15 protein-coding genes are annotated in these 18,384 nt (G+C 68.6%); 9 read left to right on the forward strand and 6 right to left on the reverse strand.

Annotated features, from left to right (window positions below; translation table 11 throughout):
* Positions 1–119: 119 nt before the first annotated feature.
* From GZ998_RS10455 to nadD, 4 genes are read right to left on the reverse strand one after another with little or no spacing between them, the layout of a single operon-like run.
* Positions 120–728 carry a histidine phosphatase family protein gene (locus GZ998_RS10455; RefSeq protein ID WP_161923799.1) on the reverse strand — a complete coding sequence of 203 codons (609 nt, stop codon included), beginning with the start codon at positions 726–728 and terminating at the stop codon, positions 120–122.
* A gap of 27 nt (positions 729–755) precedes the next feature.
* On the reverse strand, positions 756–1,136 hold the full coding sequence (gene rsfS, locus GZ998_RS10460) for a ribosome silencing factor (RefSeq protein WP_161923798.1): 381 nt from the start codon (positions 1,134–1,136) through the stop codon (positions 756–758).
* Positions 1,137–1,193: 57 nt separating this feature from the next.
* A complete protein-coding gene (locus tag GZ998_RS10465) occupies positions 1,194–2,747 on the reverse strand; it encodes a hypothetical protein (protein ID WP_219109795.1) in 1,554 nt (517 codons plus the stop codon).
* Positions 2,740–3,423 (reverse strand): nicotinate-nucleotide adenylyltransferase, encoded by a 684-nt coding sequence (gene nadD, locus GZ998_RS10470; protein WP_161923796.1) that lies wholly within the window; start codon positions 3,421–3,423, stop codon positions 2,740–2,742. The genes GZ998_RS10465 and nadD overlap by 8 nt, the downstream gene beginning before the upstream one ends.
* A 364-nt stretch (positions 3,424–3,787) precedes the next feature.
* Between nadD and GZ998_RS10475 the strand changes: the two genes are divergently transcribed.
* The 9 genes from GZ998_RS10475 to GZ998_RS10515 all read left to right on the forward strand — a co-directional run bounded on the left by GZ998_RS10475 (position 3,788) and on the right by GZ998_RS10515 (position 15,514).
* Positions 3,788–5,098: an anaerobic C4-dicarboxylate transporter family protein gene (locus GZ998_RS10475; protein WP_161923795.1), complete on the forward strand. Its 1,311-nt coding sequence runs from the start codon at positions 3,788–3,790 to the stop codon at positions 5,096–5,098.
* 290 nt (positions 5,099–5,388) lie between these two features.
* The gene (locus GZ998_RS10480; protein ID WP_257505849.1) at positions 5,389–6,771 is read left to right on the forward strand and encodes a glycosyltransferase family protein; all 1,383 of its coding nucleotides are present in this window, start codon (positions 5,389–5,391) and stop codon (positions 6,769–6,771) included.
* Complete coding sequence (locus tag GZ998_RS10485) at positions 6,768–7,985, forward strand: glycosyltransferase (protein ID WP_219109796.1); 1,218 nt, start codon at positions 6,768–6,770, stop codon at positions 7,983–7,985. Before GZ998_RS10480 ends, GZ998_RS10485 begins: the two co-directional genes overlap by 4 nt.
* Positions 7,985–9,106, forward strand: a complete 1,122-nt coding sequence (locus tag GZ998_RS10490; RefSeq protein WP_219109797.1) for a glycosyltransferase family 4 protein — start codon at positions 7,985–7,987, stop codon at positions 9,104–9,106. The genes GZ998_RS10485 and GZ998_RS10490 overlap by 1 nt, the downstream gene beginning before the upstream one ends.
* Positions 9,099–10,979, forward strand: a complete 1,881-nt coding sequence (locus GZ998_RS10495; protein WP_202616269.1) for an ABC transporter ATP-binding protein — start codon at positions 9,099–9,101, stop codon at positions 10,977–10,979. Before GZ998_RS10490 ends, GZ998_RS10495 begins: the two co-directional genes overlap by 8 nt.
* An 8-nt stretch (positions 10,980–10,987) precedes the next feature.
* On the forward strand, positions 10,988–12,193 hold the full coding sequence (locus GZ998_RS10500) for a phosphotransferase family protein (protein ID WP_162679516.1): 1,206 nt from the start codon (positions 10,988–10,990) through the stop codon (positions 12,191–12,193).
* Positions 12,190–13,263, forward strand: a complete 1,074-nt coding sequence (locus GZ998_RS10505; protein ID WP_162679515.1) for a serine kinase — start codon at positions 12,190–12,192, stop codon at positions 13,261–13,263. Before GZ998_RS10500 ends, GZ998_RS10505 begins: the two co-directional genes overlap by 4 nt.
* An 87-nt stretch (positions 13,264–13,350) precedes the next feature.
* Entirely contained in the window at positions 13,351–14,823 is a 1,473-nt protein-coding gene (locus GZ998_RS10510) for a HAMP domain-containing sensor histidine kinase (RefSeq protein WP_308807220.1), read from the forward strand.
* 28 nt (positions 14,824–14,851) lie between these two features.
* On the forward strand, positions 14,852–15,514 hold the full coding sequence (locus GZ998_RS10515; protein WP_161923790.1) for a response regulator transcription factor: 663 nt from the start codon (positions 14,852–14,854) through the stop codon (positions 15,512–15,514).
* A 57-nt stretch (positions 15,515–15,571) separates the two neighbouring features.
* On the opposite strand, the gene GZ998_RS10520 is transcribed toward GZ998_RS10515, so the two are convergent.
* Both GZ998_RS10520 and GZ998_RS10525 read right to left on the reverse strand, forming a co-directional pair.
* Positions 15,572–15,970 carry a hypothetical protein gene (locus tag GZ998_RS10520; protein ID WP_161923789.1) on the reverse strand — a complete coding sequence of 133 codons (399 nt, stop codon included), beginning with the start codon at positions 15,968–15,970 and terminating at the stop codon, positions 15,572–15,574.
* A gap of 53 nt (positions 15,971–16,023) precedes the next feature.
* The gene (locus GZ998_RS10525; RefSeq protein WP_219109798.1) at positions 16,024–17,349 is read right to left on the reverse strand and encodes a glutamate-5-semialdehyde dehydrogenase; all 1,326 of its coding nucleotides are present in this window, start codon (positions 17,347–17,349) and stop codon (positions 16,024–16,026) included.
* Between the last annotated feature and the right edge of the window lie 1,035 nt (positions 17,350–18,384).

An 18,384-nucleotide genomic window follows, 5' to 3' on the forward strand; every position in this document is an offset into this window, starting at 1 on the left:
CTTGCGTGGGCAACGCCCAAACTCTACGAAGTCAGGACCGTTCCGAGCAAATCAAAAACACGTGCCGTGCCTCACCCGTGTGCCCGCGGCGGCTGCGCACCGACTCCGCACCCCGCCGCTCACCGCACGTTCCACTCGGCTAGCATCCAGCCTGGCTTCCGCTCCCCCGGAGCCACCACCGCATGGCGACAGTTGTCCATGCTTCTCAAGCCGAACCACGCCTCACAGTCCAGCTCCAGCAGGTGGCTAACGCCAAGGGTGATCGCCGAGCCGTGGGAGACAACCACGATGGTTTGCTCCGCGCTAGCCTCCGTGTCCCGGACAATGCGCCGTAGGGCGGCGCCGACACGCGCCGAGGTTGCCGCCCTGGTCTCCACGCCCACTCCAATGGGGTCCTCACCCACGCGCCAGGCGGCAAACTCCTCGGGCCAGCTGGCCTCCATCTCCGAGCGTGAGAGCCCCTCCCAACGACCGAAAGAGCGTTCGAGTAAACCCTCGTCGAATTCGATCTGCCTGCCGGTCAGCTCCGCCAGCTCCTGCGCCGTCTGCCGGGCGCGGGTCAGCGGAGAAGAGACGACACGTACTGGGTCCAGCGCGGCAAGCCCGGGCGCGGCGGCGCGTGCTTGTTCAAGGCCAGCGGCATTGAGGGGAATGTCAATGCGGCCCTGCACCCGCATACCGGCGTTGTAGTCGGTCTGCCCGTGCCGCCACAGAACCAGCCGTGTCATGTTCTAAGCATCCCAAGCAGGCTGATCTCAGCCCTGGGCGGAAGTCGGCTCGGCGGCAGGCAGGGGCACGAGCGGACAGTCCTTCCAAAGACGTTCAATCCCGTAGTACTCGCGGTCCTCATCCTGCAGCACGTGCACAACCACGTCGGCATAGTCCAGCAGCACCCAATTGGCCTCTTCGAGACCCTCCCGAACCCGGGCCTTGGCGCCGGCCTTGAGCATCGCCTCCTCGACGGCGTCGACCACGGCGCGCACTTGCCGCTCGTTCCCGGCGGAAACGATGAGGAAGATGTCCGTGAAGGCCAGGCGCTCAGAGACATCGATCGCGACGGCATCCTGCGCCTTCTTCTCGGCGGCGGCACGGGCGGCAGCCACGGCCAGTTCAACGGCGTGTTCAGTAGCGGGCACGGGGCTCCTTCTGCAGCTGGTGCATGGCTTTGCGATAACTCTAGTGGCAAGGGGTGATCAGGTAAGCAGTGGCATCCAGGCGCTGAGCGCCTGCGACAGGGTGCCGATGACGCCATTACTGCGCAGGTACCACACGATGGCAAGGACAACCAGCGCGATCACTACGGCCAGCAGGATGATAAGCAGCGTATGCCCCACCCGAGACCCGCCGTCCGCTGCCACCTTCGAGTCGGCAGCGGCCTCGGGCACCGCTTCAGCCTCCGTCCCTGCCGCCGTAGCCGCAGACGACGCGGCCTCCGGCACCGCGGCGTCTGCCACGTCCAGGGAGCGCCACTGGGGATTGTCAATACCGCCGTATACCTCGGTGGGGTCGGGTTGGGGCTCAGCTTCTTCCGGTGCTTCTGCCTGAGCTGCATCTGCCGAGTTGGCCGACTCGTGTTCCGAGTCTGCCGCCGCGTCCGCACTGGAGTGGCCAGTGACCTGCAAAGCTGCATCAGGCTGAATGACCGGCTGAACCACGGTCAGTTCACCCGTGTTGGTGTCAACCGTACGCACCCCTTGCGCAGCGGACGGAATGCGCACAATCGGACGCCGCGCCGGCACGGCAGCGGGGTTCTCCTCCGCTGCTGGAACCGAGTCCACGCCCTCGTGCTGCGCCTGCTCGTCACTTGACTGGGACGGCGCCTCGCCGGCGCCTGCAGCTCCGTCCTCGCCCGCACCTGGCTCGTGCTCGTCAGCAGCAGCGTCATGTGGCCGCTCCCCATCCGTAGGGGCGTTTTCTGCAGCCAGTCGATTACGCAGTGAACGCCGGGTCGGCAGCGCACTAGGCTGCGCGGCCTCAGGCTCAGACAAAACCGGCGCGTCAACGGCCTCCATGACGCCGGTGGGCAACGAGGCCAGCTCCTCCTTCTGCGCCTCAGTCAGGTTGGCGTCCGCCGCCTGCGGGGAAGGGGCGCTGGCCGCGCCTGCAGCCGCAGCCACGTCGGCAGCACCATCCTCCGCCGACTCCGCCGACTCGGGCGGTGCGGACTGCTCAGCCGTGGGCACCAGGGCCGGTGTCTGTGCGGACGGCGCGCGTCCCGGCTGTGCGGCAGTTTCAGCTTGCTGCGCGGGTGAGGCCACCGCGTCGGCAGCATCGTCAGAGGTGTCAGTGGGCGTGGTCTGCGCTGCCGCGGCCTGACCCTCCGACCGGCCCTCCGCACCAGCTTCGGCCCGGTCCTCGGCAGCCGCACCCGGGTCTGCCGGTGTCTGTGCAGTGGCCGGCGTCGGCGTGCGGTCCGCAGCGCCGTCAGTGGCAGGTGTTGCCGAGGCGGCGCGGGACCCGGAGGACTCGTGCGAGGGCAGTGGAATAACCGGCTGGTCAGCGAGCGGATCCTGGAGTGCGCGCGCCTGCTCAGGAGTGATCTCGCCGGACTCAAGCGCACGCTGCAGGGCCTCCGCCTCCTCGCGCAGGCGCCTCATTTCCCGCCGAGTAAGCAATGGCTGCTGCCCGGTCAGGAAGGCCTCGCGCTCGGCGGCCCGCTCCGCCTCGCGCATAGCGCGACGACTGCGACGCGCGGGGGCAGCCGACGCGCCGGGCTCAGTCTGGTTGACGTCGGTGTTCTCACTCACCTTCGTTCTCCTTCCTCAGGGACTGCTCACGCGCCACATGGGCGGTCATGGACGTGGTTGATGCAGACCTCTCGACCGTCCGGTACAAACCGTACTTGCGTATGTACTGGACCACGCCGTCGGGTACCAGGTACCACACCGGGCCGCCCCGTCCGACCCGCTTGCGGCAAGCAGTGGACGAGATAGCCATCGCGGGAACCTCCACCAGTGAGATCTTGTCGGCCGGAAGACCCGTATCCGTCAGGACGTGACCCGGACGCGTCACTCCGACCATGTGAGCCAAGGACATGATCTCCTCATTGTCCTTCCAGGTCAGGATCTGCGCCAGGGCGTCGGCGCCGGTAATGAAGTACAGCTCCGCGCCGGGATACTCCGCCATGATGTCGTGGAGCGTGTCAATTGTGTAGGTGGTACCGCCCCGGTCGATATCCACTCGCGAGACCGTGAAGCGCGGGTTGGATGCGGTTGCGATGACCGTCATGAGGTAACGGTGCTCCGCTGGGGAGACCCTTCTGTCCTTCTTGAAGGGCTGCGCCCACGTGGGCACGAAGATGACTTCGTCAAGGTTGAAGACGTCCTGCACCTCGGAGGCGGCAACGAGGTGTCCGTGGTGGATGGGATCGAAGGTGCCCCCCATGATCCCGATGCGCAGGGGACGCGCGCTGCTGTCGCTCACAGGCGCCCCTTCACGTTGTCTGTCGCCACGCGCGCTCCTCCGGTCCACTCCGCACGCCGATTGCGCACGGGCGCATACATACTGCCACGCCGCGGGCACCGATACCGACTCTCACACGCTGCACGCCAATGTTGAGATGTCCGATACGGCCTATTAGTCATGACATCACCGACACGAAATGCGCGCGCCCACACCCAAATATGGCTACGATCACAGCAGGTTGTCGTCATCCTCCCAGCCACGCCCCACACAAGTCCCTGACCAGATCAGCGGCAAGAACGGTGTTTCCCGTTGCGGTCACCGGCCGGAAGCGCATGAGGACAGCATTAGAACCACACAGCCTCATCCCGAAAGGAGACCGACGATGATCTGGTTCCATCTGGCCGTCGTCCTGTTGTTCATAGTCATTGGCGCACGCATGGGCGGCGTAGGTATCGGCCTCGCCGGCGGAGCCGGCATCCTCGTACTGGTCCTGACCGGCGTGCACACCTCCGCAGATGACGCCCCCTGGGAGGTGATCGGCATCATCATGTCAGTGATCTGCACAGTTGCCGCCCTGCAGCTGGCGGGCGCCATGGACCACCTGGTGCACCTGACCGAGGTGCTGTTGCGCAAACACCCCAAGCAGATCGTGTTCCTCGCGCCAATCGTCACCTACCTGATGTCGCTGCTGTGCGGCACCGGACACACCGCCTACTCAGTCATCCCCGTCATCGTGGACGTGGCCAAGGGACACGGCATCCGCCCGTCGCGCCCACTATCAATCGCCGTAGTCTCCTCCCAGGTCGGTGTGGCAGCCTCCCCGATTTCAGCTGCCATGGTGGCCCTGGTCGTCGCGCTGGAGCCGATCAACATCGGCTACCTGCAGTGCCTGGCCATCGTCATCCCCACTACTTTCATCGGTTGCATGGTCGGCGCCGTCGTCGCCTACTTCCAGGGCAGCGAGCTTGAGGACGACCCGGTCTACATCGAGCGCAAGGCCAAGGGCCTGGTCAAGCCCTCGGCTGCCGCGGCAGCCAACTACCAGGCGGCTCCCAGTGCAGTCCCCAGCCTGTTCATCTTCCTGGGCGCCCTCATTGCGGTGGTTACCTACGCCACCATCTCCTCCCCCGAGCTGGGCATCATGTCCGACCCGCCGATGGGCTCCACCCCGGCGATCATGACCATCATGCTGGCTACCGCCGCGGTCATTTGCGCTGCGGCTAAGAAGCCGACCACCCAGATCGCCACCCAGGACACCTTCCGTGCCGGTATGACAGCCGCCGTGTGCATCCTGGGTCTTGCCTGGCTTGGCAATGCCTTTGTCAACCAGTACGAGGAGACCATCTCCAACGCCCTGTCCGGCCCGTTCCAGGCCGCGCCGTGGCTGGTTGCGGTGTTCTTCTACTTCGCCGCGCCGCTGATGTTCTCGCACGCCGCCACCACCCGGGCGTTCATGCCTCTGATGGTCGCCCTGGGCCTTCCGGGGACTGCGCTGGTTGCCTCCTACCCAGCCGTGGCGAACTACTACCTGCTCCCCAACTACCCGACGACGGTTGCCGCCATGGAGATGGACGACACCGGATCCACACGAGTGGGCAAGATGGTTCTCAACCACCCCTTCGTGCTTCCGGGCACCGCCGCCATCATCGTGTGCGTGGCACTGGGCTTCCTAGCCGCCCCGTTCATCGTCTGACCGGCGAACGCGCCGGCGCCTTAAGTCCCGTCGGCTGACCCGGCCAAAGTCCGGAGTCCAGGCTGACGATCCGGAGTGCAGCAGGCCCAGGAGGGCGCCCGAGCATCACCTCGGGCGCCCTCCTACATGCGTCCGGGCCGGGCAAAGGCTGCCGGCCCAGGCGTTTCGCAGGCCCCGGTGACGGGCCGGTACGCCGTCTTAGAGAACTCTCATAGTCATCTCATCGTCACCTTCTGAGCCCGCAGGAGTCTATTAACCGAAGCCGCCAGGCGATTGGAAAGAAGACTCCCATGACTAGTGAATCTCCCCTGACACAAGCGCTGAAGCCCCACCTGCCGCGCGCAGTACACGCCCTGACGCCGCACGCGAGGCAGACTGCGCCGTACCCCTCAGCACTACCGGTCGGCGTACACGGCCCCGTGCCCGTTCCACCGGCTAACGCCGCGACATCCTCACACGCCCTGACCCTGCGCCCCAGCCCGCCAAGTATCCGGGTGGTGCTCTACAGCCACGACGCCCAGGGGCTAGGGCACCTGCGCCGCAATCTGGCGCTGGCGCACAGGCTCGCCGCAGACCTGCCCGCACTCACCGGCGCCTCAGTCACCGGCCTCTTAGTGGCCGGAGTGTCCCCGGCCCCCGGCTTCTCCCTGCCCGCCGGCTTCGACTGGCTAGTTCTGCCGGGATTCACAAAGAGCTCCGGCGGCTACCGGCCGCGCGGCTTGCGGGGCACGCCCGACTCGCTAGCGACGCTGCGCTCGGGGCTAGTGGCCTCCGCCCTGCAACGCTTCGCCCCGCACCTGGTGATCGTAGACCGCCACATCTACGGTGTCCGAAAGGAGCTGCGCGCTCCCCTGAAGCACCTGCGCGCCACGTCCCCGCGCACCCGAATCGTGCTCGGCCTGCGCGAAGTACTCGACGCGCCAGAGGTCGCCGCCGCCGAGTGGCGCAACCTGGACACTCCCGCCAACCTGCGCGAGCTGATCGACGAGGTGTGGGTTTATGGCGATCCCGCCGTGCACGATCCCATCGCAACCGGTGAGATCCCCATGTCCCTGCGTGATCGTGCCGTGTTCACCGGCTACCTGGCCAACGGCCGCAGCCAGCTCGACCACGGCCGCAGGGTGCCATCGGACCCGTTCATCCTGACCACCGTCGGTGGCGGCTCAGACGGCTTCGAGCTGCTGCGCAGTGCCGCCCGCATGACCCCGCCGCCCGGCTACCGCCACGTGCTGGTCACCGGACCCCAGTTGGACGAGGCCGGCTTCGACGCCGTGCACACCGCCGCCGGTCCCGCCACCGAGGTGCACCGTTCACTACCCGGGCTGAGCCGGTGGATTGAGCGCGCCTCCGCGGTAGTGGCGATGGGTGGCTACAACACCTCCTGCGAGATCCTGGCCACCGGCACTCCCGCGCTCATCGTTCCCCGTGAGCAGCCACGGCTTGAGCAGCTCATCCGCGCTCGCGCCCTTGAGCAGGTCAAGGCCGTCGACGTCATGCGCACCAACGAGCTCAGCCCCAAGAAGCTGAGCGTCTGGGCCGCCGGGGCCGTTAATCGGCGGATGCCCCGCACCAGCCTCGACACCGACGGGCTATCCGTCGCCGCTCGCCGCGCCGCCGCGCTGCTACGCACTCAACTCACCTCCCCAAGCTCTTTTCAGGAGATAGCGTCATGACCCGCATCGGTTACGTACTAAAGGTCTACCCCCGCTTCTCAGAAACCTTCGTGGTCACTGAGATGCTCGCCCGGGAGGCGCTGGGCGACGACCTGACGATCTTCGCGCTGCGCCCCACCACCGACTCCCGCTTTCACCCCGAGATCGCCCGCGTCAGGGCACAGGTGAACTGGGTTCCGCGCCCGCGCCGCGCCATTGACATGTGGGAGCAGCTGGCCGGCTCGGTCAACGAGCCGGCCATGCGCACCCGCCTGGCGGAGATCCTCCCCGCAGTGGCCGACTTGCCCGGAGACGAGGTTGCCCAGGGTGCGGCACTGGCCCGCAGCGCCCGCGACGCCGGCATCACCCACCTGCACGCACACTTCGCCTCCCTGGCGGGCCGCGTGGTCTGGATCGCCTCCCGGCTGAGCGGTATCCCCTACACGGTGACCACCCACGCCAAGGACATCTTCCACGAGTCGGTCGACCAGCTGTGGCTGCGCCGAATCTGCGCCGATGCTGACCGGGTCATCGCCATCAGCCGTTACAACGAGCGCTACCTGCACTCGCTGCTCGCCGGCACCGGAGCACGCATCGAGCTGCGGTACAACGCCCTGGAGCTCGACCGCTTCCCATTCCGTCCCCCTGCCCCCGCTGACGGCCCGCTGCACGTCGCGGCGGTGGGGCGGCTGGTGGCCAAGAAGGGCTTCGATGACCTCATCGACGCCGTCGGCATCCTGACCAAGGCCGGCGTACCGGTCGTGGTGGACATTGCCGGCGAGGGCGAGGAGCACGACCGCCTGGCAGGGCAGATCACCGCCCTAGGACTGGAAGACCGCGTCAATCTGCTGGGTCCGCTCACCCAGGCGGAGGTACGCGCCCTGCTGGGCCGCGCCCAGGTGTTTGCCGCGCCCAGCAAGCCCGCTGAGGACGGCAATATCGACGGCCTGCCCACGGTGGTGCTGGAGTCCATGGCCTGCGGCACACCCGTAATCGCCACCGAGGTCACCGGGCTGCCGGAGGTCATCCGCGACGGCGACACCGGGATCCTGCTGCCGCACAGCAACCCGCAGGCCCTCGCACGCGCCCTGCGGGAACTGGCGGAGGGCACTGTTGACCCAGCACCGCTGGCCCGCAACGCCCGCGCCCTGATCGAGCGGGACTTCGACTCCCGCAGCCAGGCAGCAGTCCTTTCCGCCTGGCAGTCAAACCCCGAGCTTGAAGAGGTTCACTGATGCGTATCGCCTACATCTGCGCCGACCCCGGCGTGCCCGTATTCGGCTCCAAGGGCGCGTCCGTCCACATTCAGGAAGTCGTGCGGGCCCTACGGCGCGCCGGCCACGTAGTCACCGTGTACGCGGTGCGCCGCGGCAACCTGGTGCCGGCGGACCTGACCGACCTTCCCGTGCACATCACCCGCGTGAACGCCGACGATGCAGCCGCGCGCGAAGACGCCCAGGCGGAGGCCTCCCGCCTGCTGGCACAACAGGCGCTCGCCGACGGCGCCGACCTGGTCTACGAGCGCTACTCCCTCTTCTCCAGGGCCCTGGCGCAGCTGGCCGAGGCCGGCATCCCCGGCGTGCTGGAGGTCAACTCCCCGCTTATAGACGAGCAGCGCCAGCATCGTGAGCTGGTCAACGAGGAGGGCGCGGTCGCGGCCCTGCGCGCCCAGGTGCGCGCCGCCCGCACCACCGTATGCGTCTCCGAGCCGGTACGCCGTTGGGTACACGGCCACGTCGACGCCCCGCGGGCGGTGACCATCCCCAATGGGGTCAACCCCGACCGTATCCGCCCCTTCCCCGAGGACCCCGACGGCGTCGTCGTCGCCTTCGTGGGAACGCTCAAGCCGTGGCACGGCGTGGCAGACCTGCTGCGCGCAGCGTCCCTGGCCAAGGAGAGCTGGACCCTGCGCATCATCGGTGACGGGCCGGAGCGGGACGCGCTGCACGCCCAGGCGGAGGAACTCGGCCTGGATGTTGACTTCCGGGGGGCGCTCGCTCCCCAGGAGATTCCCGCCGCACTGGCCGGCAGCGCCGTCGGCGTCGCCCCCTACCCGGACCTGGGTGGAGAGGATGAGCAGTACTTCTCCCCGCTCAAGGTGCTGGAGTACCTGGCGGCCGGACTGCCAGTGGTCGCCTCCGCCGTAGGCCAGCTGCCCCGGCTGCTGGACGGCATCGGGATGCTGGTGCCGCCATCGAACCCTGCGGCCCTGGCCGCTGCCCTGGACGCACTCGCCGTTGCCCCGCAGTTGCGCGCACGGCGCGGGGAGCTGGGCCGACGTCGCGCGGAGAAGCACCATAGCTGGGACGCCGTCGTCGCTCAGATACTGACCCTGACGGAGGCGCAGCATGCCTGAGCCGCAGATTACCCGCTCCGCGCTGAGCCGCACCCTGCGACTGGTGGCTCCGGACCTGCGGCCGCAGGCGAAACTGGTGGCGGGCGGCACCATCGCACTGCTGGCCGAGGTGGCCTTCCGCGTGGCCGAGCCCTGGCCCATGAAGATCGTGATCGACTCGGTGCTGTCCTCGCTGGGAGCCGCAACCGGTTACGCGCCCGCCAACCTGGCACGCCTGCTCGGGCTGGGGGCAGCGCTCATTGCGATCGTCGCCATGCGGGCGCTGTGCAACTACCTGGCCACTGTGTCCTTCGCACTGGCCGGGTCCCGCACCGCAATTGCGCTACGACGCCGCGTCTTCCACCACGTGCAGACGCTCTCCCAGCAGTTCCACTCCCGTAACCGCTCCGCCGACACGGTCCAGCGACTCGTGTCCGACGTGGCCCGCATGCAGGACGTGGCGGTAACAGCAGGGCTGCCTCTGGCCGCCAATGTGCTCACCCTGACGGTCATGCTCGGCGTGATGGTCTGGCTGGACCCACTGCTGTCACTGGTGGTAGTAGCCGCGATCAGCCTGTTCTTCCTGACCTCCTCCGGCAGCTCCAAGAAGATCACCTCAGCGGCCCGCCGCACCCGCAAGTCCGAGGGGCAGCTGGCTAACACCGCCCAGGAGGCGCTGAGCACCATCAAGGTGGTGCAGGCCTACGGGTTGGAGCCGATCGTCGAGGACCGCTTCGTCAACGCCAACCAGAATTCACTACACGCTGGTGTGCGCTCCCTGCGGCTGGCTGCTCGCCTGGAGCGCACCACCGATGTGATCGTGGGCCTGGCCTCGGCGGTGGTGCTGGTGGGAGGCGGACTGCGAGTCCTAGCCGGGGCCATGACCCCGGGTGACCTGGTCCTGTTCAACACCTATCTGCGCACCACCATGAAGCCGCTGCGCGATATGGCCAAGTACACCGGCCGCATCGCCCGGGCCGCGGCCTCCGGAGAGCGGGTCGCCAACCTCATGGACGTGCACCCAGACATCGTCTCCCCCGTCGATCCGGTGCCGCTCGGGCATGTGCGCGGCTCCCTGGCATTCGAGGACGTGGTCACGGAGTATGACGGCAACGAGATCCTGCACGGGGTAAATCTGCAGATCGGAGCCGGCGAGCACGTGGCCATCATCGGTCCCTCGGGCTCGGGCAAGTCCACCCTGACCTCGCTGGTGGTGCGGGCGCTCGACCCGGCGGACGGCAGGGTGCGCCTGGACGGTCACAACCTGACCAGCCTGGACCTGACCGAGCTGCGCGCCCAGGTCTCCGTGCTGCACCAGGAGGCGGTGCTATTCGCCGACACTATCCGCGAGAACATCCGCATGGGCCGGCCGGAGGCGACCGATGCCGAGATCGAGGCCGCCGCCGTGGCGGCTGGGGCGCACGAGTTCATCGCCTCCCTGCCCGACGGCTACGACACGGTCGTCGGCGAACGCGGCGGCACCCTTTCCGGCGGGCAGCGCCAGCGCGTCGCCATTGTGCGGGCCCTGCTGCGCGACGCCCCGGTGGTCATCCTCGACGAGGCCACCACCGGCCTGGATCCGGCCTCCTCCACGGCAGTGCTCGACGCCGTCGACCGGCTCTCACGCGGGCGCACCCTGCTGGCGGTCACGCATGAGACCGAAGTCGCCATGCGCGCCGACCGGGTGGTGTGGATCGAGGACGGTCAGGTCCGTCTCGACGGCCCGCCGCAGCAGCTCCTGGACGAGTCTGCGGCCTTCCGCGCCTGGGCTGCCGCCGGCGCCGCCCAGAAGGAGCTGCTGACCACCGACGATCCGGGTACCGACGCGGGTGGGCGCCGCATGGCCGACCCGAACCGTAATCGCACGAGAAAGCCATCACGGCGACACGAGTAGGAGGACCCATGTACATCAGTAGCACCCGCAACGCCGTGGACGCGGTGCTGGATCCGGACCGCCTCAGTGAGCTCGTACAAGCGCCAGTAAGAGCCGCCCGGGTGCGTATCAAGCCCGGCGTGTCAGTCACCGTCTCCCTGCTGCAGGCGGGCCGTGACCGCAGTGCGGGCTGGGCCCGACTGCTGTGGCCTGCCAGTCGTGACAAGGCCGGCAAGGCCGCTCGCCGAGCCGAGCGCCTGGGGCTGCGCACCACCCAGTACGACACCGGGGACGGGCTGCTGTTCCAGGCCGGTGAGGTTGCCGCCGATCCAAGCCTCGCCAAGCACATAGCCTTGGCCCGCAGCGAGGATCTGTTGGCAGGCCTGGAGGGCAACCTGTTGCGCTACAACCCGCTGCGCCGCCTGGTTGCCCGCACGTCCCGCGGCGTGGTGCGGGTGACTGCCGGCTCGCAGCGCCGCAGCGAGGCGCTGCAGGAGTTCGCCGGCCGATACGTCCCCGTGCCGCCGGCACCCCCCGATCCGGGCGGAGCCGTATCCGGGCACATCAGCCTCCAGCGCTTCGTCGGCGACACGGACCTGAGCCGCCACCACGATCCGGCTGCCACAGCCCGCGCCGGGGCCGCCCTGGCAGCCCTGCACGCCGCCACTGCCGACCTGCCCGCTGCACTGCGCCGGGATCTTGACGACGACGACTCCGACTCCCAGGCCCTGGCCCTGATGCACACGCGCATCCTCAATCACCTCGACCCGGCCCTGGCCGCCCGGGTGCGCCGACTCGGCGAGCTCCTGCCGGGCCGGACGCTGCGGGGACCGAAGGTGCTCGCCCACGGCGACGCCTCCCCCGATCAGGTGCTCCTGGAGCGCAGCACCGGCGAGATCTGGCTGACCGACTTCGACCGTGTCCGGCTGGCGCCCGCGGCGCTCGACCTGGGCTCCTACCTGGCCGTGGCCTGCGCCGAGGCCGGCAACGCGCTGCTGGAGGGATACGCCGACGCCGGCGGTAGCCTGCCGTCCCGGACCGAGCTCCTGGCTGCCGTCGCTCGCGCCCGGCTGGCGCGCATTCAGGACCCGCTGCGTCACGGTGATCCGCATTGGCGCCGCCGGATCGCGCTGGAGGCGGACCGGATCGAGGCGCTGGCGGCAGCGTATTACGCAGGTAAGGGGGCCGCCGCTGACCAGGGCCCCTACCGCGACTGCTCCCAGGAGGCATCATGAGCACTTCAGGCACGCAAGGCGCCGCTCCCACACCGGCTGTGGCAGCGCTGCGCGCCCTGCCCGGACTGGAGCGGGCCTGGCCGGATCGGGACCGCGGCCTGGTCTTTGAGGCCAGGGACTCCGATGGGCGCCTGCGGGCCGGGCGGATCGACGCCGGTGGGAGCGTGTACACCCTGGCCTACGCGCAGGACCCGGCACTACCCGATCTGTCTGCCCGGCTGCTGTACCCGCACGGTGACGGGCGCCTGGTCGTCCACCGCGCAGGCCGCCGGGCCGTAGTGCTCGGGCAGGACCGGGTGCGCAAGCTGGTGCGTCCCGGCCGGGCCGCGCGGCTGGCGGACCCGCAGGCGGCGCGGCCTTTCGTGCGTGCGGGCCTGCGTACCGCTCGGGTACTGGACCGCTCCGCCTCCCGCCTGGACCTAGAATTGCTGCCGGGAAGCTCCCTACGCGACCTGGGCGACGCGGGAATGGCCGGCTGGGAGAGGCTGGTGCAGCTGTGGCCCGCCGTCGTCCGCCCCGAGGCGCTGCCGGAGCACACCGGGGCCGACGAGGCCGAGGTACTGCGCAGCTGGCGGCGGCGGACACTGAACCTGGGGATGCTTGCAGGAACCACCATGGCCTCGACGCGGGTCGGGGACGCCGTAGCCCGAGTGTGCGCGGTGCTGGAGCAGCCGGGCGACCCATTAGCCGCATCCCACCGGGACCTGCACGACGCCCAGCTGCTGTGGGACGGGAGCACCCTGTCCCTGCTGGACCTGGATACCGCCTGCCTGGCCGAGCCCGCCCTTGACGTGGGCAACCTGGCCGCGCACGTGGACCTGATGCTTGCTCAGAACCGGCTCAGCACGACGGCGCACGGTCGGGTAGCCTCCCTCCTGGAGGACCTGGGCCGCCAGCTCGCCAGCCGCCCACGATTGTCCGCGTACTACCTGGCCTCCCGGCTCCGGCTGATCCACGTGCACGCCTTCCGCCCCGGCGCCGAGACTTGGCTGCCTGCCTGGACCCGGGAGTCCCTGCGGCTAGTGGCCTCACCCGGTGACGCCTGGGCGGACCGCGCCCCGGGGGAATAAGTGCCGACTCCACGGGTGGGCGGCACACGCCCCGAAGCGGTCCCGGTCAAGCAGCATGATCGGGACCGCAACGGGCACAATAGATGGGTGAAGGTCACCGCCCCGTTCTCCCGGGCGACCATACGCACCCGGATCATGTGGACAATTGTCCTGGTTGCCTCGGTGGCGCTGGCCACCTCGGGAGCCGCCGTGTGGATGCTGGATCTGCGCTCCACTCACGCCGATATCGACGACCGCCTGGTACTAGCTCGCCAGGAACTGCGACGCCTGGCGAGCACGGGCGTAGACCCCGCCTCCGGAACACCGCTGACCGATCCGGGCCAAGTGCTCCAGACCTACATGGGCCACTCCGTGCTCGGCTCCGGCGAGGGACAGCTGGGCATTATGGACGGCGCCGTGCGGCTGGTGTCTGCCGACAGCATCGAAATGCGCCCGGAGTCCGATGCCGAGCTAGTCGAGCAGCTGCTGCCGATGGCGAATTCCGGCATTTCTACCATCAGCGACGTCAAGACAGCTGGCGGCCGTTACCGGGTACTGGTAGTACCTCTGTCTGACGGGCACACCACAGCGGCACTAGTCCGGGCCGTCGACCTCGACGCGGCCGAGGCGGGCGTATGGCGCACCATGCGGCTTTACGCGGCGGCCGCCTCCGTCACAGTGGTGCTAGTGACCGCGCTGGCATGGCTCAGCATCGGTCGGCTACTACGCCCCATCTGGGAGCTTCGCAACGCCACTGAGTCAATCGACGAGCGCGACCTGACCACCAGAGTGCGCGTTCGCGGCCGCGATGACCTCTCCGCACTGGCAGCCGCAGTCAACCGCATGCTCGATCGCGTCCAGCGGGCGGTGGAGGCACAGCGGGAGCTGCTCGACGACGTCGGGCACGAGCTGCGCACCCCCATCACGGTGGTGCGCGGTCACCTGGAGCTCATCGACCCCGCTGACCCTGAAGACGTGCGCCAGACCTCCGAGCTGGCCCTGGACGAATTGGACCGGATGAGCGCGCTGGTGGGAGATCTGCTGGAGCTGGCGCGCAGCTCCCAGAGCGACTTCGTGACCCCCGAGGCCACGGATGCGGAGACCCTGACCATGCAGGTGTTCGATAAGGCCAGCGCCCTGGGCGAGCGGCGCTGGCGACTGGAGGCGTGCGCATCGGGCACGGTCATGCTTGACCCGGCACGCATCACCCAGGCCTGGCTGCAGCTGGCGGCTAACGCCGTTAAGTACTCCGAGGAGGACTCCCGGATCTGGCTCGGCTCGGCGATCGGGGCAGGCTTTGGAACGGACACCGAACTGCGGGTGTGGGTACGTGACGAGGGCATCGGAATCGCGCCGCAGGACCTGGAGAAGGTGCGCCGTCGCTTCGCCCGCACAGCCCAGGCGCAAAGGCGTGCCGCGGGCTCGGGGCTGGGGCTGAGTATCGTGGAGAACATAGCCGACGCCCACGGCGGCGGGCTCGACATCGCCTCCGAGATTGGGAGAGGATCAACCTTCACGCTGCGCATTCCCGTGCGACTCCCTGAACCGGCACGGCCCGGCGCGGCAGAAAGGGACGGGTGAATACCATGACCACACCCATGCTTGACGCATGACCGCAGTAATGATCGTAGAGGACGAGGCCCGTATCGCCTCCTTCCTGACCAAGGGGCTCAAGGCCGCCGGATTCGTGCCCAAAGTCGTGGACAACGGGGCGGACGCCGTAGAGATGGCACTGCTCGGCGAGGCGGACATCATCCTGCTTGACGTGGGCCTGCCGGACATCGACGGTTTCGAGGTGCTTGAACGCATACGCGGTCAGGGTGTGAGCACGCCGGTCATCATGCTCACCGCCCGCTCCTCCGTGGCCGATCGGGTGGCCGGCCTGGAGGGGGGCGCCGACGACTACCTGCCCAAGCCCTTCTCCTTCGACGAGCTCGTGGCCCGCATCCGGCTGCGACTGCGCCCTCAGGAGACCGCCGCCCCTGATCCCGGCCTCCTGGTGCACCGGGACCTGGCCCTAGACATACGCACCCGCCGAGTGCGGGTGAACGGGGAATGGGTGGACTTGTCCGCGCGAGAGTTCGCTCTTGCAGAGGTGTTCATGCGTCATCCCGACCAGGTGCTCAGCCGGGAGCAGCTGCTGGCCAACGTCTGGGGACTCGACTTCGATCCCGGCTCCAACGTAGTGGATGTCTACGTCTCCTACCTGCGCAGCAAGCTCGGCAAGGACAGGCTGGAGACAGTACGCGGAGTCGGCTACCGACTGAGCTGACGGTCCGGCGCCCGGCGCTCCTCCTGCGGTGCTCCCGTCCGGGAGCACGCACTGCGCTCAGTCGTCGTCCTTGTCGTCGTCGTCATCATCGTCGTCCTTGTCGTCGTCATCATCGTCATCGGTATCGGTGCGGGCGCCGGAACCTCCATTCGTCTGCGGGGTGACGGCCTGAGGCGGCGCCGGCTGTACCACCTGCGGCGTGGCGGCAGCACCGTCGCCGTCGTCGTCACTACCGGCGCTGGGGGTTGCCGTGACGGTGGCTGCGGGTGGCGTCATCAGCGGCCCGGCACTGCGCGCAGCCGCGGCGGTAGCGGAGGCGGTTGGGGTCATGGCGATGCCCGGCTCGTCGCCGAGCCCCGCCGGCCGACGGAATACCAGCAAACCTACGCACACGAGCAGCACCGCCGCCGCGACGGCTACTAGTACTGCCAACGGTCTGCCACGATCAGGATTCACGGGTTCTGTCCTCCTGGGATACCGCCCCGGCTACGGGGAGTAGGCCGCCGGGATCAGGGACGGACGTGCCCCTCCCCCTCGACGATCCACTTAGTGGTGGTGAGCGCCGCCAGGCCCATGGGCCCGCGGGCGTGCAGCTTCTGGGTGGAAATGCCGAGCTCAGCCCCCAGCCCCAACTGCCCGCCGTCCGTAAAACGGGTGGAGGCGTTAACCATTACAGCGGCCGAGTCGACGCCGACGACGAACCGGTTCATCGCCGTGACGTCCTGCGTCAGGATCGCCTCGGTGTGTCCGGTCGAGTATTCCGCGATGTGGGCGATGGCGTCATCGATGGCGTCAACCACGCGCACCGCCAGGTCCAGGCTACCGTACTCGGTTTCCCAGTCCGCCTCGGTGGCGTCCACCAGCAGCTCCGAGCGGCCCTGGGCGGAGGCCTGCTCCTCTAGGTAGGCGCGCGCGCCGGCGTCAACGTGCAGCGTGACTCCGCGCTCCCACAGGGCGTCTGCCGCAGCAGGCAGATAGGCGGAGGCGGCAGACCGGTGTACGAGCAGAGTCTCGGCGGCGTTGCACACACCGACCCGCTGGGTCTTGGCGTTGACGATGATCTCAACGGCAGCAGCCAGGTCAGCAGCCGCATCCACGTACACATGGCAGTTGCCTGAGCCGGTCTCGATCACTGGGACGCTTGACTCCTCCACCACCGCACGGATCAGGCCCGCCCCGCCGCGGGGTACAAGCACGTCAATCAGGCCGCGCGCATGCATGAGGGCGGTGGCGCCGGCACGGCCCGCCGGGTCGATAGTGGTGACTAGGTCGGCGGGCAGGTCCGCCGCCGTCAGGGCGTCGCGCAGCACCGTGATGATGGCAGCGTTGGTGTCCGCGGCCGCGCTACCGCCACGCAGTACGACGGCGTTACCAGACTTCAGGGTCAGGGCGGCCACATCCACGGTGACGTTGGGGCGGGCCTCATAGATCATGCCGACTACGCCGAGCGGTACCCGCACACGCCGCACCCGCAGGCCGTTGGGCAGGGTCTGCCCGTCGACGATCTGGCCGACCGGATCGGGCAGTGCGGCGATCTCGCGCAGGGAGCTGGCGATGGCCGCGATGCGATCGCCATCTAGGGCGAGGCGGTCTATCAGTCCCGACTTCATGCCGGCAGCGCGGGCGCGTTCGAGGTCCCGGGCGTTGGCAGCGAGGATCAAGTCGGCGCGGGCGGCCAGCGCGTCGGCCAGGGCGTGCAGGGCGGCGTCCTTGCGCTCCCGGTTGAGCCCGGCCAGGGCGCGCTGGGCCTGGCGGGCGGCGCGGGCGGTGGCGGCGACCAGGGCTTCGGCGTCGTTGGCTGAATCGTTGGCGGCATCTACGGGTGAAGTCGTCATGACACCAGACTGTAGTCCCCGCCGCGCCGTGCGGGTAGGCGCGGTCCGATAGCAGACGCTGGCTGAGGACGCTGAGTCCTACTGCAGCCTCATCCCGCGACTGCGGACCGTTCGCCCGGGAGGGCCCTCGCAACGGCGTACGTGCGTCAGGCGCCGGCCCTAGCACGTCCCGCGCCCGTCGGAAGCGTCCTCGCTGCCGGCGGGCGGCCGTCGACAACGCCGGATCATCTGCAACGCCACTTCGGGGTTAACAACGCCTGTTAACGGCCTGCTGAAGGGCTGCGAGGTATACAGCAGGCCGTAAAGTAGCGTTGTTAACGTCCAGCCGGCGCAGCAGAGGCCGAGGCGGCCAACCCGACGCCGTCTCCGGCGCCCACCGACTTCCCGGCGCCCACCGGGGCCTCCAGTGATCCCCCGGGCTCACAGCCTCCCCCCGCGTTTTGTCACTCGGACCGTCTGGGAGACCGTCTGGGAGCGCATTTAAGGCGGCCCAACCGCACGATGACGATCCAACCGGGGCAACGGATAGTGCGTCGACGACGCCGGTCGATCCCTCAACGACCCGGGCATGCCCGGCAACGGCATACGCACCAGGACACCGGCCCGACAACATCCTCACCGACCCGACAACGACCACCACACAACAACCCGAGCCCTTGTCCCCACACCCACAAACACGAAGAACCCTAATACCCTCCCGGCAGAGCGAGGCGGACTTCTCCGACGGTACTCTGCGCCTCATCGGCCTGCTGCGGGCCATCATTGTGGCCCATTATTAAGGCACCGGCGAATCCAGGAGTGCTGCTACTGGAGAAGGCTGAGCGTTCTCTCAACAGCTCGATTGTGCGACTCCTGCCGTCAGTCCTGGCGCAAGTGCGCCGCTCTCCTGAGCTGCGGATCGTCCTGTCCACACACTCGCCAGGGATCCTGAACGACGAGGGCATCAACCCTGCCGAGGTACTTGTCCTAACACCGTTACTGATGACGGTTCCGGGGCGAAGCCTCTATCCCTGATCCCACACGCGGTCGACGAGC

Source organism: Actinomyces sp. 594, assembly GCF_019325145.1.
In the GTDB taxonomy this organism is placed as follows: Bacteria; Actinomycetota; Actinomycetes; order Actinomycetales; family Actinomycetaceae; genus Actinomyces.

Coding starts and splice junctions, on each gene's coding strand:
- GZ998_RS10475 (WP_161923795.1), top strand. CDS start 3,788: ATGATCTGGTTCCATCTGGCCGTCGTCCTGTTGTTCATAGTCATTGGC.
- GZ998_RS10490 (WP_219109797.1), top strand. CDS start 7,985: ATGCGTATCGCCTACATCTGCGCCGACCCCGGCGTGCCCGTATTCGGC.
- GZ998_RS10455 (WP_161923799.1), bottom strand. CDS start 728: ATGACACGGCTGGTTCTGTGGCGGCACGGGCAGACCGACTACAACGCC.
- GZ998_RS10485 (WP_219109796.1), top strand. CDS start 6,768: ATGACCCGCATCGGTTACGTACTAAAGGTCTACCCCCGCTTCTCAGAA.
- GZ998_RS10500 (WP_162679516.1), top strand. CDS start 10,988: ATGTACATCAGTAGCACCCGCAACGCCGTGGACGCGGTGCTGGATCCG.
- GZ998_RS10505 (WP_162679515.1), top strand. CDS start 12,190: ATGAGCACTTCAGGCACGCAAGGCGCCGCTCCCACACCGGCTGTGGCA.
- GZ998_RS10480 (WP_257505849.1), top strand. CDS start 5,389: ATGACTAGTGAATCTCCCCTGACACAAGCGCTGAAGCCCCACCTGCCG.
- GZ998_RS10495 (WP_202616269.1), top strand. CDS start 9,099: ATGCCTGAGCCGCAGATTACCCGCTCCGCGCTGAGCCGCACCCTGCGA.
- GZ998_RS10515 (WP_161923790.1), top strand. CDS start 14,852: ATGACCGCAGTAATGATCGTAGAGGACGAGGCCCGTATCGCCTCCTTC.
- GZ998_RS10525 (WP_219109798.1), bottom strand. CDS start 17,349: ATGACGACTTCACCCGTAGATGCCGCCAACGATTCAGCCAACGACGCC.